This window comes from Streptomyces marokkonensis (assembly GCF_008312835.1).
GTDB classification, from domain to species: domain Bacteria; phylum Actinomycetota; class Actinomycetes; order Streptomycetales; family Streptomycetaceae; genus Streptomyces; species Streptomyces marokkonensis_A.
Genome location: NZ_VSKS01000013.1, coordinates 36686 through 52471, shown reverse-complemented (window position 1 = coordinate 52471; position 15786 = coordinate 36686). Strand labels below are relative to the sequence as shown.

The window sequence follows — 15786 nt, the reverse complement described above, 5'->3', positions numbered from 1 at the left end:
CCCGACGCATGACGCCACTGCACGCGAGTGCGGGGACGGGCCCCGGCGAGGCGCACTTCGCGGTCTTCACCGACCGCGAGGATGCGGCCGCCGTGGCCCGCTCCTTCGCCCGGTCCGGGAGCCGGACCGTGAATCATCCCTCGGGCCGGCCCTGGCTGGTCGGCCACTGGCGCGACGACGAGGCCGTCACCGTGCACACCGGTGACGCCGCCCTGGCGGTCATCGGCTGCTGCCCCGTGACGGCGGACGAACTGCGGCCCCGCGTGGCCCGGTTGCGCGACCTCGCCGAGGTCGACGCGCTCGCCCGGTCCCTCCCGGGCAGCTTCCACCTGGTGGCCGCGCTCGACGGGAGGATCCGAGTCCAGGGCACGGCATCCGGCCTCCGCCTGGTCTTCCACACGGAGATCGGCGGCACACGGGTCGTCGCCACCCGGGCCGACGCGCTCGCCGACGCCCTCGGCCTCGACCCCGATCCCGTGGAACTGGCCGTCCGGCTGCTGTGGCCCGCCCCGTATCCGCTGTACGAGACGTCCCTGTGGCCCGCCGTGACCGCCGTGGCCCCGCAGGACGCGGTGGTCGTCGCGGCGGACGGGCGCGGCGCCCGGCACACCCGCTGGTGGACGCCGCCCGAACCGGTCGTACCGCTGGCGGAGGCGGCCGGCCCGGTCCGCGCGGCGCTCGAGGAAGCCGTCGGTGCGCGGACCCGGCAGGGCGGCGTGGTCAGCTGCGACCTGTCCGGCGGGCTGGACTCCACCTCCGTCTGCTTCCTCGCCGACCGTTCCCCCGCGCGCGTGGTGGCCGGCACCTGGCCCGGACGCGACCCGGCGGACACCGACCTGTACTGGGCCGAGCAGGCGGCCCGGTACCTCCCGGACGTCGAGCACGTGGTCTGGGACGCCGACGCCTCGCCGCTGGTCTACGACGACCTGCTCGGCATCGACGACGTACTGGACGAACCCACCATCGGCGTGATGGACCGCTCCCGGACCCTGCACCACCTGCCGGGGCTGGCCGCGCGCGGCAGCCGGGTGCACCTGACCGGCATCGGCGGCGACCACGTGGCCTGGTGCTCCGAGGCCTACTACCACCGGCTGCTGCGCACCCGCCCCCTGCACGCGGTGCGGCAGCTGCGCGGATTCCGGGCCTTGTGGCAGTGGCCGCTGGGCGGCACGGTCCGCGCCCTGGCCGACACCCGGCCGTACGGGAAGTGGCTCGCCGGGACCGCCGGCCGGCTGCGCGCACCTGCCGCGTCGTCCTCCGTCGGCACGGGACTCGGCTGGGGCATGGCCCCCCGCCTGCTCGACTGGGTGACCGCGGACGCCGGGCGGATGGTGCGCCGGGCGCTGCTCGACGCCGCCGCCACGGCGGCTCCGCTGCACCCCGACCGGGGCATGCACGCGGACCTGGAGCAGATCCGCTCCACCACACGGGTCATCAGGCAGTGGGACCACATGGCGGCCCGCACCGGCCTGCCGATGGCCTCCCCCTTCCTCGACGACCGGGTCATCGAGGCGTGCCTCGCCGTGCGTCCGGCCGAACGCGTCACGCCTTTCCGGTACAAACCGGTGCTGACCGCCGCGATGAGCGGGATGGTTCCCGAGCCGTGCCTGCGCCGGACCACCAAGGCCACGGCCTCCATGGACGCCTCCAACGGACTGCGCGAGAACCGCGCCGAGCTGCTGGCGCTGTGGGAGGACTCCAGGCTGGAGCGGCTCGGTCTGGTGGACGGGGCCGAGCTGCGCCGTCTCGCCCGGCGGCCGGCCTCCCCCGGGCTGTCCGACGCCGTGCTCTACTCGACGATCGCCGCCGAGGTGTGGCTGCGCGGGCGCGCCCGCAGCCGCTCCGGCTCCCGTACCCGTATCCCTTAGCCCCGCGCGTGCCGCGGGGATCTCCGCCCCGCGGCGCAGAAAGGCGATGCCATGCCCCTGCGTTTCGACGCACACGTCTCCACGGCCGAGACCGACTACGGCACCGTGCTCCTGGACGAACGGGCCGGAACCTACTGGGAGTTGAATCCCACCGCCACGACGGTGGTGCGGGCGCTGCTGGACGGCGGCGAGGTCGCCGACGCGGTCGCCGCCCTGGTCGGCGAGTTCGACATCGAGCCGGCGCAGGCCCTGCGGGACGTCGAGGCGCTCGTCGGTGACCTGCGCGCGGCGGGGCTGGCCTCATGACGACGCCCAGCGCGCTGGAACGCCCGACCGGTGTGCCGCTCGGACGGCGGCTGGCCGCCCGGCTGGTCCTGGCGCCCGCCGCGGCACTCGCCCTGCTGCCGCCGCGCCGCATCCGCGCCGTGCTGCGCGTGCTGCGGCGCGGCGCGGCGCCCGCCACCGCCGTCCAGGCGCAGGCCGCGCGCGACGCCCTGTGCGCCGTCAGCCTCCGCTGCACCGGGCCGAAGGGGTGTCTGCCGCGTTCCCTGGGCGCCGCGCTGCTGTGCCGGCTGGGCGGGACGTGGCCGACGTGGTGCGCCGGGGTCCGTGTCGTGCCGCCGTTCACCGCCCACGCCTGGATCGAGGCCGAGGGCCACCCGGTCGGCGAGGGCGTGCCGGACGGTTACTTCGCCCGGCTGGTCTCCGTGGAACCGCCCTCCCGCCCACCGGCCCGATGACCACCCGCCCCACCCCCGGCAATCCGCACCCGCCGTGCCCGGCACCCGACGCCCCGTCGCCAGGCGCTGCGGCGGCCGGTGATCCGGACCGGGGCGTGGGGCAGTCGGCCGGGGGTACCGGCACCCCGGCGCCCTCGGACGAGGACCGGTCCACCCGCGCCGCGATCCGTACGCTCTGCCGCCTCACCGCAGGGCACCGGCGGGCCATCGCTCTGGCCGTGCTGCTGACCCTCGCGGGCTCCGCCCTCGGGCTGGCCCAGCCGCTCGTCGCCCGGCAGGCCGTGGACGCGAGCGGCCGCGGGCAGGTCGTCTGGCCGCTGCTGGGGCTGCTCGGCGCGCTGTTCCTCGCCGAGGCCGTGACCGGATCGGTGGGCCGGTTCCTCCTCGAGCGCACCGGCGAGGGCGTCGTACGGCAGCTCCGGCTCGGCCTGGTCGACCGGCTGCTCCGGCTGGAGATGCGCGAGTACGACCGCCACCGCGGCGGCGACCTCGTCTCGCGCGTCACCGCCGACACGACGCTGCTGCGCGAGGTCGTCTCCCAGGCCCTGGCCGATCTGGTCACCGGGAGCATCGTCGCGGCCGGGGCGCTCGTCCTGATGGCGTGGCTCGACCCGCTGCTGCTGCTCCTCGTCGTCCTGACCGTGGCCGTCGCGGCCGGTGTCGTCACCTCGTTGCTCAAGGCGATCCGGCGCGCCTCGGAGCGCATGCAGCACGCGGTCGGTGCCATCGCCGCCGATCTGGAACGGGCGCTGGGCGCCCTGCCCATGGTCCGGGTGCACCGCGCCGAAGCACGGGAGTCGGCCCGCGTGGGGACCCGGGTCGCGGAGGCGCACGACGCGGGCGTGCGCACCGCGAAGCTCGCCTCCGTGATGAGTCCCGCCGTCGAACTCGCCGTGCAGGGCTCCTTCCTCCTGGTCCTCGTCGTCGGCGGCCTGCGCGTGGGCGGGCGCTCGGGGTCCCTGGGCGACCTCGTCGCCTTCCTGCTGTACGCCTCGTACCTCGTCCTGCCGCTGTCCTCCCTGTTCCAGGCGGTGGGCCAGATCCAGCGCGGCATGGGCGCCCACCGCCGGGTCGAGCAGGCGATGCGCCTGCCCGTCGAGCGCACCGGGCCGGTGTCCGCACCGGCCCACCTCACCGTCCGGCCCCGCCCCGCCCCACCGGACGACCGCGAGCGGCCCACGCTCGCCCTGGACGACGTCCACTTCGGCTACGCACCGTACCGGCCCGTGCTGCGCGGCGTGTCCTTCGCCGTCCCCGCGCGATGCCAGGTCGCCCTGGTGGGCCCCTCCGGCGCCGGGAAGAGCACGGTGTTCGCACTGGTGGCGGGCTTCTACGAGCCGGACGCGGGCACCGTGCTCTTCGGCGGCCGGCCGGCCGCCGAACTGGGCCGCGACGCGTGCCGGCGCCGCCTCGCCGTCGTGGACCAGAACACCCACGTCGTGCACGGCACCCTGCGGGAGAACATCGCCTACGCGGTGCCCGGCGCCCCGGAGACGGAGCTCAGGCGCGTGGTGGAACTGGCCCGGCTCGAAGAGGTCGTCGACCGGCTGCCCGGCGGCCTGGACGCCGTCGTCGGCGAGCGCGGGAGCACCCTCTCCGGCGGCGAACGCCAACGCGTGGCACTGGCCCGCGCCCTGCTCGCCCGTCCCTCGCTGCTGCTGCTCGACGAGCCCACCTCTCACCTGGACGCGATCAACGAAGCGGCGCTGACCACGGTGATGCGGGAGGTGGCCCGGGAGTGCGCCCTGCTGGTCGTCGCCCACCGCCTGTCCACCGTGCGGCACGCCGACCGGATCGTCGTCCTGGACCGGGGCCGCACCGTCGGCCAGGGGCGGCACGAGGAGCTGCTGGCCACGCATCCCCTCTACCGGGAGCTGGCCGCGGGCCAGATGCTGCGGCCGGGCGGACACCCGTCCGCGGGCCGCGCCCCGTCGCCCTCCTGACGTGCCCGTGCATACGGATCGTGTCATCGTGGGCATGAGCGAGCCCCGGCCGGGCCACCCGGCCCCGGCACGTCGACCCAGCGAAGGAACGGATGACGATGACGAGTGGTTTCGTCGGCCCGGAGGGTGACCCGTTCGCAGAATTCCTCGCCCGCTTCTTCGGCGGAGCGCGCCCCCGCCAGATCGACATCGGCAGGCTCCTCAGCCAGCCCGCCCGGGAACTGGTGCGCGGCGCCGCCCAGTACGCCGCCGAGCACGGCAGCCGTGACCTGGACACCCAGCACCTGTTGCGCGCCGCCCTCTCCGCCGAGCCGACCCGGAGCCTGCTCAGCCGGGCGGGCGCGGATCCCGACTCGCTGGCGTCCCAGATCGACGACCGGTCGGGTCCGGTCCAGCACAGCCCCGGCGACGCCCCGCCGCCGACCTCGCTGTCCCTGACCCCCGCCGTCAAGCGCGCCCTGCTGGACGCCCACGAGATGGCCCGGGCGAGCGGCGCCGGCTACATCGGCCCCGAGCACGTACTCAGCGCCCTCGCCGCCAACCCCGACTCGGCCGCGGGGCACATCCTGGGCGCGGCCCGGTTCGCCGCCTCCGGTCCGCCGGAGGCACCGGAGGCCACGCAGTCCCGCGCCGAACGCCCCCGCACCTCGACGGGCACCCCGACGCTGGACAAGTACGGCCGTGACCTCACCGAGCTGGCCCGCGAGGGCCGCATCGACCCGGTGATCGGGCGGGACCAGGAGATCGAGCAGACCGTCGAGGTGCTCTCCCGTCGCGGCAAGAACAACCCGGTGCTGATCGGTGACGCGGGTGTCGGCAAGACCGCCGTCGTGGAGGGGCTGGCGCAGCGGATCGCCGAGGGGGACGTGCCCGACATACTCCTCGGACGGCGCGTGGTCGCCCTGGACCTGACGGGGGTCGTCGCCGGAACCCGCTACCGGGGCGACTTCGAGGAGCGGATGAACAACATCGTCGAGGAGATCCGCTCCCACTCCGACCAGCTGATCATCTTCATCGACGAACTGCACACCGTCGTCGGCGCCGGGGGCGGCGGCGAGGGCGGTTCGATGGACGCGGGCAACATCCTCAAGCCGGCCCTCGCCCGCGGCGAGCTGCACATCGTCGGGGCGACCACCCTGGAGGAGTTCCGCCGGATCGAGAAGGACGCCGCGCTGGCCCGCCGCTTCCAGCCGATCATGGTCCCGGAGCCGACCCCCGCGGACGCCGTCGAGATCCTGCGCGGCCTGCGCGACCGCTACGAGGCCCACCACCAGGTCCGCTACACCGACGAGGCGCTGGTGGCGGCCGTGGAGCTGTCCGACCGCTATCTGAGCGACCGCCGGCTGCCGGACAAGGCCATCGACCTCATCGACCAGGCCGGCGCGCGGGTGCGGCTGCGGGCCCGGACCAAGGGCACGGACGTACGGGCGCTGGAGCGCGAGGTCGAACAGCTGACCTGCGACAAGGACCAGGCGGTCGCGGACGAGCAGTACGAGCAGGCCACCCAGCTGCGCGACCGCATCGTGGAGCTGAAGCAGCGGATCACGGAGACCGGCGGCGACGGCGAGGTCGACGAGGGCCAGAGCCTGTGGGTGGACTCCGAGGCGATCGCCGAGGTGGTGGCCCGGCAGACAGGCATCCCGGTCAGCCGGCTCACCGAGGAGGAGAAGGACCGGCTGCTCGGGCTGGAGCGGCATCTGCACCAGCGGGTCGTCGGCCAGGAGGAGGCGGTGCGCGTCGTCTCGGACGCCGTGCTGCGCTCCCGCGCGGGGCTCGCCAGTCCCCACCGGCCGATCGGCAGCTTCCTGTTCCTCGGACCGACGGGCGTCGGCAAGACGGAGCTGGCACGGGCTCTCGCCGAGGCGCTGTTCGGCAGCGAGGACCGGATGGTGCGCCTCGACATGAGCGAGTACCAGGAGCGGCACACGGTCAGCCGGCTGGTGGGCGCCCCGCCCGGCTACGTGGGGCACGAGGAGGCCGGGCAGCTGACCGAGGTGGTGCGGCGGCACCCCTACTCGCTGCTTCTGCTGGACGAGGTGGAGAAGGCCCATCCGGACGTCTTCAACATCCTGCTCCAGGTCCTGGACGACGGCCGGCTGACCGACTCGCAGGGCCGGACGGTGGACTTCACGAACACCGTGATCGTCATGACCAGCAATCTCGGTTCCGAGGCGATCACCCGGCGCGGCGCGACCCTGGGTTTCGCGACGGGCGGCGCGGAGGCGGACGAGGAGGCGCGGCGCGAGCAGATCCTGCGGCCGCTGCGGGAGCACTTCCGGCCCGAGTTCCTCAACCGGATCGACGAGGTCGTGGTGTTCCGCCAGCTGACCGCCGACGAACTGCGGCAGATCACCGACCTGCTGCTGGAGAGCACCCGGCGCGGTCTCAAGGGCCGGGGCATCGCGGTCGACTTCACCGACGCGGCCGTGGACTGGCTCGCCGAGCGCGGCTACCAGCCCGAGTACGGCGCCCGGCCGCTGCGCCGCACCATCCAGCGGGAGGTCGACAACCAGCTCTCCCGGCTGTTGCTGGACGGCCGCGTCCAGGAGGGCGGCCGGGTGACGGTGGACAGCCAGGACGGGCGTCTGACGTTCCGTACGCAGGAGACGCCGGCGCCCGAGCTGTGAGCCCGGGGCGCCCCGGTCGGGGGCGCCCCGCACGTGATCAGCGTGCCGGACGGACCACCATCGCCGATCCGCCGCCCCGGCGGACCTTCTCGGCCGCCGCGAGCCACCTGCCGCCCGGCAGCCGCTGGACGGCCGTGGCCGCGCCGATCTCCGGGTTCTCGCGGAACGAGTGCCCGATGGCCTGCAGGCTCTGCCGCAGTTCACTGTCGTACAGGCCGGGTTCGAGGTCCGTCTGCGCCGTGTTGCGCTGGCTGGCGCGGGGCGCCGCGATCGCGTCGACGAGGGGCAGTCCGCGGTCGAGGAAGCCGGTGAGGGTCTGGAGGACGGTGGTGATGATGGTCGAGCCGCCGGGCGAGCCGAGCGCCACCACCGGCCGGTCGTACCGGTCGAGGACGATCGTCGGTGACATCGACGATCGGGGCCGCTTGCCCGGACCGGGCAGGTTCGGGTCGTGCACGGCCGGGTTCGCCGGGGCGAAGGAGAAGTCCGTCAGCTCGTTGTTGAGCAGGAACCCGCGCCCGGGCACGGTGATGCCGCTGCCGCCGGTCTGCTCGATGGTGAGGGTGTAGGCGACGACGTTGCCCCACCGGTCGGCGGTGGTGAGGTGCGTGGTGCTGTCGCCCTCGTACGTCGTCGGGGCGGCCGCGCCGCCCGTGGCGCAGGGCCGCGGGTCGCGGGGGTCGCCGGGGGCGAGGGGGCTGGGGAGGACGGCGTCGTCCTTGATGAGGCACGCGCGCGAGTCGGCGAACCGCTGGGAGAGCAGTTCCTTCGTCGGTACGTCCTCGAAGGCGGGGTCGCCGACCCAGCGCCCCCGGTCGGCGAACGCGATGCGGCTCGCCTCGATGAAGCGGTGCAGGTACCGGACGTCGCTCGCCTCGGAGAGGTCGGTGCGCTCCAGGATGTTGAGGGCCTCGCCGACCGTGGTGCCGCCGGAGGAGGAGGGCGCCATGGAGTAGACGTCCAGGCCGCGGTACGAGGTCCTCGTGGGCGCCTGGGACTTGGCGCGGTACGTGGCGAGGTCACGGGCGGACAGCTCGCCGGGGCGGGCGTTCCAGCCGGAATCCGGGTCGACGGGCGGTTTGTTGACCGTGGTGACGACGTCCCGGCCGATGTCGCCCCGGTACAGGGCGTCGACGCCCTCGCGGCGCAGCTCCCGGTAGGTGCGCGCCAGATCGGGGTTCTTGAAGGTGGAGCCCACGACCGGGAGTTCGCCGCCCGGGAGGAACAGCTCGGCCGTGTCGGGGAAGTGGCGGAAGCGGGTCTCGTTGGCGGCGGTCTGCGCGCGGAAGGTGTCGTCGACGGTGAAGCCGTCGCGCGCGAGGCGTTCGGCGGGCTTGAGGACCGTGCCCAGGCCGCGCTCGCCCCACTTGTCGAGCGCCCGCTGCCAGGTGGCGGGCGTGCCGGGGGTGCCGACCGCGAGGCCGCTGCTGACGGCTTCGGCGAACGGGATCGGCTCGCCGTTCTCCAGGAACAGTCCGGAGCCGGCGGTCAGCGGGGCGGTCTCGCGGCCGTCGAGGGTGTGCACGGTGCGGGACCCGGCGTCGTAGTAGACGAAGTAGCCGCCTCCGCCGATACCGGCCGAGTAGGGCTCGGTGACGCCGAGGGCGGCGGCCGTGGCGACGGCCGCGTCGACGGCGTTGCCGCCCTTCCTCAGGATCTCGATCCCGGCGGCGGAGGCGTCGGCGTCGACGCTGGAGACCGCGCCACCGTGTCCGACGGCCACCGGGACCTTGGGGATGTGGGGGGCGGGCCGGGCGGGCCGGTCGTGCTGGGTGGGCGGCGCGGCCGCCCCCACCGACACGACGGCGGCACCGACCGCCAGGACTGCGAGACTCCGTGCGACAGGGCGACGCATCCGCACCTCCGGTTAAGGGCCGTCCGCGCAGCTTAGTTCGTCAGCATGCCCTCGTCAGGGATGTCGCCCCGGGTGCGCCGTGCCCACGGTGCGGGTAGGTCCGTGGCCTGCGTGTCGAACACGGGTTTGCGTCGGCCCGCTAGCATGCGCGCCCATGACTGACGACGTACGCAACATCGTTCTGGGTGTGGTGGCCGCGGGCATCAGCGCCGCACTGGGCTGGATCGCCCGTACCTATCTGTGGAAGCGGAAGCTCCGGCGCAAGCAGGCCTTCTTCGGCCTGCCGGACAACTCCGAGTCGCTGCTCGTCGTCAACCGCGATCCGGCGACGGCGGAACCGGCCGTGCACCGCTTCGACGTGTTCGCGCTGCTTGAGCTCTCCGCGCTGATCAAGGACTGCGGGGCGCACGTCCAGGTGGTCACCCAGGACGCGGCGCACCAGGGCTTCGGCGAGCGGACCGAGTTCTGCGTCGGCGGCCCGGGGTCGAACCGCCGCATGGTGGCCCACATGGCGGCGATGCTGCCGGGGGTGCGGGTCAACGTCGATCCGGAGCCGGGCCCGGACCGGGGTGCCTTCCAGATCGGCTCCGAGCGCTACCGCATGGACCCGGGCGTCACCGAGTACGTCCTGCTGGCCCGGCTGACCGCCGGTGAACGGCGCGAGACCCGCCCCGTGTTCCTGTTCTGCGGCCAGCGCGCGATCACCAACCAGGCCGCCACCCGCTATCTCGCCCGCCACCACGAGCGGCTGGCCCGCAAGCACGGGACCGGCTCCTTCGTCCTGCTGCTGAAGGTGGTCAACTCCCAGGCCTACGGCCCCGACGTGGTCGAACTGGTGGCGGACGTGACCAGGGCGGCGCAGACCCCGCTGCCGGCCCCGGCGCCGCGCAAGGCGCACCGGGCGGACGGCTGAGGACACCGCCCGCCCCGACCTCGGCCGGCCGGCCTGCTGTCAGGCGCTCTCCCGTGCCCCATCCGGCCGGACGGGGGCCCGTCGGCCGGGGCCTCGGCGAGTTCCGGGGGCGCTCACCAGCCCGACTTGCGTCGGCGCAACGTTGCGGCGAGTCCGCGCAATCTGCGCACCTGGGTGTCCGCGATGTCCACGACGGTCGCGACGGAGGCGAGGGTGAGCAGCGCCGTGCCGGACACCGCCATGTGCACCGGCCGGTGTTCGTCTCCCTTCACCTGCAGGAACTCGGGTTCCCTCGCAGGCGCGGGCAGTGTCATGTCAACCGCCTCGGCGCGCTGTTTGAGCGGTAGCTTCCAGATCCCGGGCACGGCGGCGTGCGCCCGCAGCCCCGCCTTGACCGCGGGCAGCTTCACCTTGTTGTCAAGACGCCAGATGGCACGGCGCTCCAGGCTGCGGTGCCACCGCTCCACCGCGGACGCCACCACATGAGGGTCGACGTGGTGCCAGGGCGCCGACTGCGACAGGAAGAGGCGACGGCCGAGCCCTTCACGCAGGGCCGCATGCTCGGACGTCTCCTGGCTCGTGCGGCCGCCTGTCTCCATCAGCCACCGCGAGACGCGGAAGCGGCCGAGCATCGCCGCTCCGAAGATCGTCAGGTCCAGGAGGTGGTCGAGGACGAAGAAGCGGCTGTCGGCGATCGCGGGGCTGTACTTGGAGCGCACCATCGAGCGCATGATGCGCCAGTCCGCGGTCGCCGCGCGGTTGACGTGGTCCAGGTAGTCGCGGTCGAGCGTGCCGTCCCGGATGTCGCGTTGCGCGATGTTCGCCAGGTGCCAGGAGACGGTCATCGACAGGGAGATGCCCTGGCTGTAATAGGCATCGATGATGGACGAGGCGTCGCCCACCATCGCGTACCGCTTCGGCGAGACGAAGGTGTCGGTGCAGTGCTGCACGTCCCGGTAGGCGCTGAACTCGAGGACGTCCTCCTCCTTGAGCCAGTCCAGCATGGGGTAACGGCGCAGAACCTTCCAGAACACCTCCCGCGCGTTGCCGTCCTCCGGCGGCCGGCCGCGATGGTAGGAGACGCCGATGCTGACCCGGTCCCCGGCCAGCCGGATGACCCAGATCCAGTAGCCGTCGCCCCACAGATGGAGCGTGTTGCGGTCCCGGCGCGCCACGTCCCCGTCGGGGAAGCTGTAGTTCCAGCGGTCGTCGAAGAGCGAGTCGTCACAGTTCTTGAACTGCGCCCACGCCGCGGTGGTCCTGAACTCCTCGTCCAGAGGGAGGTCGTGGTCGTACTTACGGGCGAGGACACGTGCTCGGCCGGAACAGTCGACCATCCAGCGGGCGGCGATCTCGCCGCTCTCCTTCTTGCTGCGCGACACCCAGGTCAGCACGTGGTCCGAGGTGTCGTCGCCGAGTTCGATGTCGCGGACCAGACCCCTGTTCAGCAGGGTGACGCCATCCATCGCGGCGGCCCGCTCGCGCAGTTCGGCCTCGATCTCGGGCCGGACGATCTGCGAGTCCTGGAACATCACACGCGGGAAGTAGGGGTTGGTGAACTTGCCGTACCAGCGCTCGGGCAACTTGCTCTGGAAGCCCCACTCGGAGACGGTGTCGTCGAAGGACGTGCGGCCCTCCAGGCCGTGGGCCATCCAGAAGCCCGCCTTCTGGAACGAGTTGTTGAGCGAGTCGTCCAGCTCCCCGAGCGTGCGCAGGAAGGCGTTGGAGTAGATCAGCAGCGACTCGCCGACCTTGTAGCTCTCCCGCTGCTTGTCGGTGGGCTGGTCGACACAGACGACGGACAGTCCACGCTTGGCGAGTGCGATGGTGTTGATCAGTCCGACGATGCCGGACCCGATGACACACACATCGGCTCGCACACGTTTCCCTGCCGGGTCCTCGACCACGTCCTGGTTGGCGGGCACATCGTCTCCTCTTGTCGGTCAGGGCGAGCTGGGCGGGCCGGCAGACGCGGGAGGGGTCCGGCGGCTTGCCGGTCCGTTCCGAGGGTATGGAGACGGGCCGTCGTCGGCACCTTCCAGGTTGCTCAGCCGCACCGGTCCGCCACTGCCCCGTGGATGGCGGCCGGTCGGCGTGCTAGTTGATGAAGTCGAGATGGGGGTCGGTGTCGGCCACGGCCTGAGGCCAGGTCGCGTACCGGCGCAGTCCGTACAGGAGCGGCTGCTGTGTTCGCAGGACACTCATCCGCCGCACCCGGCCCATGATCACGACATGGTCGCCGACCTCGCTCGTCGCGCTGACCTCGCAGTCGGCGACGGTGTGCGCGGAGAGCACCAGGTGCGGGCCGCAGGCCTCGTCGTCGGCCCGCCAGTCGATACGGTCGAAGCGGTCGGCCGCGCCGGACGCGAAGAGCTCCGCCGACGACCGGGCCCCGTCGTGCAGCAGGTTGACGGCGAACGCCCTGCTGGCGAGGACCGCGCCCAGAGTGGGGCTGCCCCGGCGCAGGCACACCAGGAGGGTCGGCGGATCGAGCGCGACGCTGCACAGGGAGGTACAGGTCATGCCCCAGGGGACGCCGTCGTCCTGGGACGTCACGATGCAGACGCCGGTGGGGAACCCCGTCATCAACACGCGCATGTCGATGTCCGCCCGCACCGTCCTCATTCCCGTCATGCCGGGCCTCCTGTCGGAATCTGGTCGAGGGCGGTCGGCGCGCGCCGGACCTCGTCCGCAAGGGACCGGCCCAGCGCGGCGAAACCGTCATCGAAAAAGTGGAAGTGGCCGCCCTCGAAGATCCGTTGGGTGAAAGCACTCCGGGTCAGAGCAGCCCAGTTGGCGAGCAGGTGCACCGGCGCGAGATCGTCGCGCGTGGCGCCGAACGCGGTGATCGGCGCATCGAGCCGTCGGAACGGGGCGCCGGTCCGCGCCGCGCCGAGGGCGTGCAGGTCGTGACGGACCAGGCGCAGGAAGCGGCTGCGGAAGCCGGGGACTTCGTCGAAGCGCGCCGGGATACCGCCCATCGAGCTGAGTCCCGCCATCAGTTCCTCGTCGGGCAGCCGCGGGTCGAGGTGCGCGACGGGCCGGCAGTCCGCGGGCGCGAGCCGTCCCGAGACACCGACCCAGACGACCGGTGTCCCGCGCTCCTCCAGCGCGAGGGCGGTCTCCACCGCGACGACGGCGCCCATGCTGTGACCGAACAGCGCGAGGGGTGGCCCGGTCCACGGCAGCACGTCCTCGGTGACCCGGGCCGCCATGGCGCCCATGTCGCGCAGGGGTGCCTCGCGGTGCCTGCGACCGCGGCCCGGCAGATCGACGAGGAGCACGTCCCAGTCCTCGGGTACGCGTGCGGCCAGCGGGAAGTAGGCGCTGCCCGAGCCGCCGGCGTGGTGGCATACCACCAGGCGCAGCGCCGGGTCGTCGTTGCGCCGAGGGCGGACGAGGGCGCTCACCGGTGTCCCTCCTGTGCGGTGGCGGCGGCCCCGCCCGCGGCGATGTCGTCGGCGAGCTTGCCGATGAGGGTGCGCAACGGCAGGTCCAGCGGGAGTTCCTCACGCGTGAGCCCGACCTCGAAACGCTCCTCGACCTTGGTGATGAACAGCGTGGAGATGAAGGAGTCACCACCCGCCTCCAGGAAGGAGCACTCCATGTCGGGCTCGTCGGTGGCTTCCAGGGCGTCCTTGAGCACGGCGAGCAGATGGGCGTGGATCCGCTCGCGCGTCCACGTCTCGGGCGGCTCCCCGCCGTCCGTCTTCACTTCCGGGCGTCCACCGCCCTGTCCGCCGGTGCCCGGCTCGTCGACCCAGAAGCGTTCGCGCCGGAAGGGATACGTCGGCAGGTCGGCGACGAGCGGCGTCCCCGTGGCGCACAGGGCACCCAGGCGGAGATCGGCCCCGGCCTCGAAGAGCCGCCCGAGCAGGGTGAGCAGCGCGAGACGATGGGCTCGCGCACCGCCGCCCCCCTCCGCCGCGGGATAGGTGAAGGCGGCACCGGAAGGGTCCGTGCCGGCACGGACCTGTACGCCGAACTCGCCGACGACAGCGGCCAGCCGGTGCTCCGGCCCGCCCGTTTCGGCGGATCCTTCGAACAGCCACGGGAATGCCTGTCCGAGCGCGGCCACGGCCGGAGCCGCGACGCCGTCGGGCACCCGCAGTGTCACTCGGCGCAGCGGCGTCGTCCCGTGCGCGGCACCGTTCGCCGCCCGTGCCGCGCGAGCCAGCCGGTCGGCGAGTTCCGCCGGGGTGGAACCGGTGACCGCGACGCGGCACGGGTGGGGGGCCCGGCCACTGCGCAGTGTGTGGCAGAGGGCGGGCAGCTGCTCCGGGCCGGTCTTGCGCAGCAGGTCGGCGACAGTGTCGGCGAGTTCGCGGAGGATCCCGGGTGTTCGGGCCGAAAGGGTGATCAGCTCCGGGAGCGCTTCGGACGCGGTGACGCCGGCCGGGACCGGTGTACCGGCGGCGGCGGGTGCGGGTGCGGGTGCGGGTGCGGCATCGTATGCCTCCAGGACGACGTGCACGTTCGTACCGCTCATGCCGAAGGAGTTGATGCCGGCGACGCGCCGCGGCAGTTCCGTGGGCCAGGGCTGGTTGGCACGCGGCACGGTGAAGGCGATGCCGTCCCAGGGGATGTGCGGATTGAGCGGCCCGTCGTCGGGACTCGCGGCCGCCGGTATCTCCCCGTGCCGCAGCATCAGGACCGTCTTGATGAGCGCGGCGATACCCGACGCTGCTTCCAGGTGCCCGATGCGCGACTTGACGCTGCCGATGGGCAGCGGGAAGCCGCGGGAACGGACGGCGTCACCGAGGACGGCGGCGAGCGCGCCGACCTCGATGGGATCACCGAGCGCGGTACCGGTACCGTGCGCCTCGATCCAGCCGACCTCCCCGGCGTCGACCCCAGCGTCGGCGAGCGCGGCACCGATCACTTCCTGCTGGGCGGAGCCGTTCGGCGCGGTGAGGCCTGAGGCGGCTCCGTCATGGCCCATCGCGGAGCCGCGCAGCACGGCGAGCACCGGCCGGCCCTCGCGTTCCGCGTCGGCGAGCCGCATCAGCGCGACCGCGCCGACACCCTCACCCCGTCCGTATCCGTCCGCGGAGGCGAGGAACGACTTCGAGCGGCCGTCGGGGGCGAGGGCCCGCGTCTGGCACAGGGACACCATCAGGTGGGCCGACAGGAGGAGGTTCGAGCCGCACACCAGCGCGTACCGGCACTCACCCGCGCGCAGGCCCCTCACCGCCAGGTGCAGCGCCGAGAGGGAGGAGGAGCAGGCGGTGTCCACGCTGGCGACAGGGCCGGAGAAGCCCATCACGTGACTGATGCGCCCCGCGCCGAAGCACAGGCCGCCCCCTGTGGTGTAGTACGGGTCGATGCGGCTCATGTCCGCCCGGTCCTCGAGGCGTTCGCTGTACTCGGACGCCATCATGCCGAGGTAGACGCCGACCGGCAGCCGGTCCGCGCGCCGCACCGCGACACCGGCGCGTTCCAGGGCCTCCCAGGCGGTTTCGAGGAGCAGTCGCTGCTGTGGGTCGAGGAGCTTCGCCTCCCGCCGCGAGATGCCGAAGAAGTCGGCGTCGAAGTGGGCGATGTCGGTGAGGAATCCGGCGGTGTCGACGTAGCTGCGCCCCGGGACCCCGGGGTTCGGGTCGTACGCGGCGCGCAGTCCCGGCCGGTCGGCCGGGATGCCGGAGTACGCGGTCGTGTCGCCGCGCAGGAAGTCCCAGTACGCCTCGGGGGACGTGAGGCCGCCGGGCAGTCTCAGGCCCATGCCGACGACGGCGACCGGAGCGCGCCGCTCGTGTTCGAGCTCGCGTATCCGCTCCCGCAGCCGTCGGGACAGTTTGAGTTGGTCCTCCATCAGCTGACGTACCGCTGCCTGGTCCATG

At 73.3% G+C, this 15786-nt stretch carries 11 protein-coding genes; 6 read left to right on the top strand and 5 right to left on the bottom strand.

Annotation, left to right across the window (positions count from 1 at the left end; all coding sequences use genetic code 11):
- Positions 1-8: 8 nt before the first annotated feature.
- From F1615_RS22300 to F1615_RS22280, 5 genes are all read left to right on the top strand, one after another.
- The gene (locus F1615_RS22300; protein ID WP_149550815.1) at positions 9-1868 is read left to right on the top strand and encodes a lasso peptide isopeptide bond-forming cyclase; all 1860 of its coding nucleotides are present in this window, start codon (positions 9-11) and stop codon (positions 1866-1868) included.
- Positions 1869-1919: 51 nt separating this feature from the next.
- The gene (locus tag F1615_RS22295) at positions 1920-2174 is read left to right on the top strand and encodes a lasso peptide biosynthesis PqqD family chaperone (protein WP_149550814.1); all 255 of its coding nucleotides are present in this window, start codon (positions 1920-1922) and stop codon (positions 2172-2174) included.
- Positions 2171-2608: a lasso peptide biosynthesis B2 protein gene (locus F1615_RS22290; RefSeq protein WP_149550813.1), complete on the top strand. Its 438-nt coding sequence runs from the start codon at positions 2171-2173 to the stop codon at positions 2606-2608. The genes F1615_RS22295 and F1615_RS22290 overlap by 4 nt, the downstream gene beginning before the upstream one ends.
- A 95-nt stretch (positions 2609-2703) precedes the next feature.
- Entirely contained in the window at positions 2704-4551 is a 1848-nt protein-coding gene (locus F1615_RS22285) for an ABC transporter ATP-binding protein (RefSeq protein WP_244328816.1), read from the top strand.
- A gap of 98 nt (positions 4552-4649) precedes the next feature.
- Positions 4650-7178, top strand: coding sequence for an ATP-dependent Clp protease ATP-binding subunit (locus tag F1615_RS22280; protein ID WP_149550811.1), 2529 nt, complete (start codon positions 4650-4652; stop codon positions 7176-7178).
- 37 nt (positions 7179-7215) lie between these two features.
- Here F1615_RS22280 and ggt read toward each other — a convergent pair whose 3' ends face one another.
- On the bottom strand, positions 7216-9033 hold the full coding sequence (ggt, locus tag F1615_RS22275; RefSeq protein ID WP_149550810.1) for a gamma-glutamyltransferase: 1818 nt from the start codon (positions 9031-9033) through the stop codon (positions 7216-7218).
- A gap of 154 nt (positions 9034-9187) precedes the next feature.
- On the opposite strand from ggt, the gene F1615_RS22270 reads away from it, so the two are divergent.
- A complete protein-coding gene (locus tag F1615_RS22270; protein WP_149550809.1) occupies positions 9188-9946 on the top strand; it encodes a hypothetical protein in 759 nt (252 codons plus the stop codon).
- Between the two features lie 113 nt (positions 9947-10059).
- Here the strand turns inward: F1615_RS22270 and F1615_RS22265 are convergent, their stop codons facing one another.
- From F1615_RS22265 to F1615_RS22250, 4 genes are all read right to left on the bottom strand, one after another.
- Positions 10060-11871, bottom strand: a complete 1812-nt coding sequence (locus F1615_RS22265) for an NAD(P)/FAD-dependent oxidoreductase (RefSeq protein WP_149550808.1) — start codon at positions 11869-11871, stop codon at positions 10060-10062.
- Between the two features lie 172 nt (positions 11872-12043).
- Positions 12044-12580 (bottom strand): flavin reductase family protein, encoded by a 537-nt coding sequence (locus tag F1615_RS22260; protein ID WP_244328815.1) that lies wholly within the window; start codon positions 12578-12580, stop codon positions 12044-12046.
- A complete protein-coding gene (locus tag F1615_RS22255) occupies positions 12577-13356 on the bottom strand; it encodes a thioesterase II family protein (RefSeq protein WP_149550807.1) in 780 nt (259 codons plus the stop codon). The genes F1615_RS22260 and F1615_RS22255 overlap by 4 nt, the downstream gene beginning before the upstream one ends.
- Positions 13353-15785: a type I polyketide synthase gene (locus tag F1615_RS22250; RefSeq protein ID WP_149550806.1), complete on the bottom strand. Its 2433-nt coding sequence runs from the start codon at positions 15783-15785 to the stop codon at positions 13353-13355. The genes F1615_RS22255 and F1615_RS22250 overlap by 4 nt, the downstream gene beginning before the upstream one ends.
- Between the last annotated feature and the right edge of the window lies 1 nt (position 15786).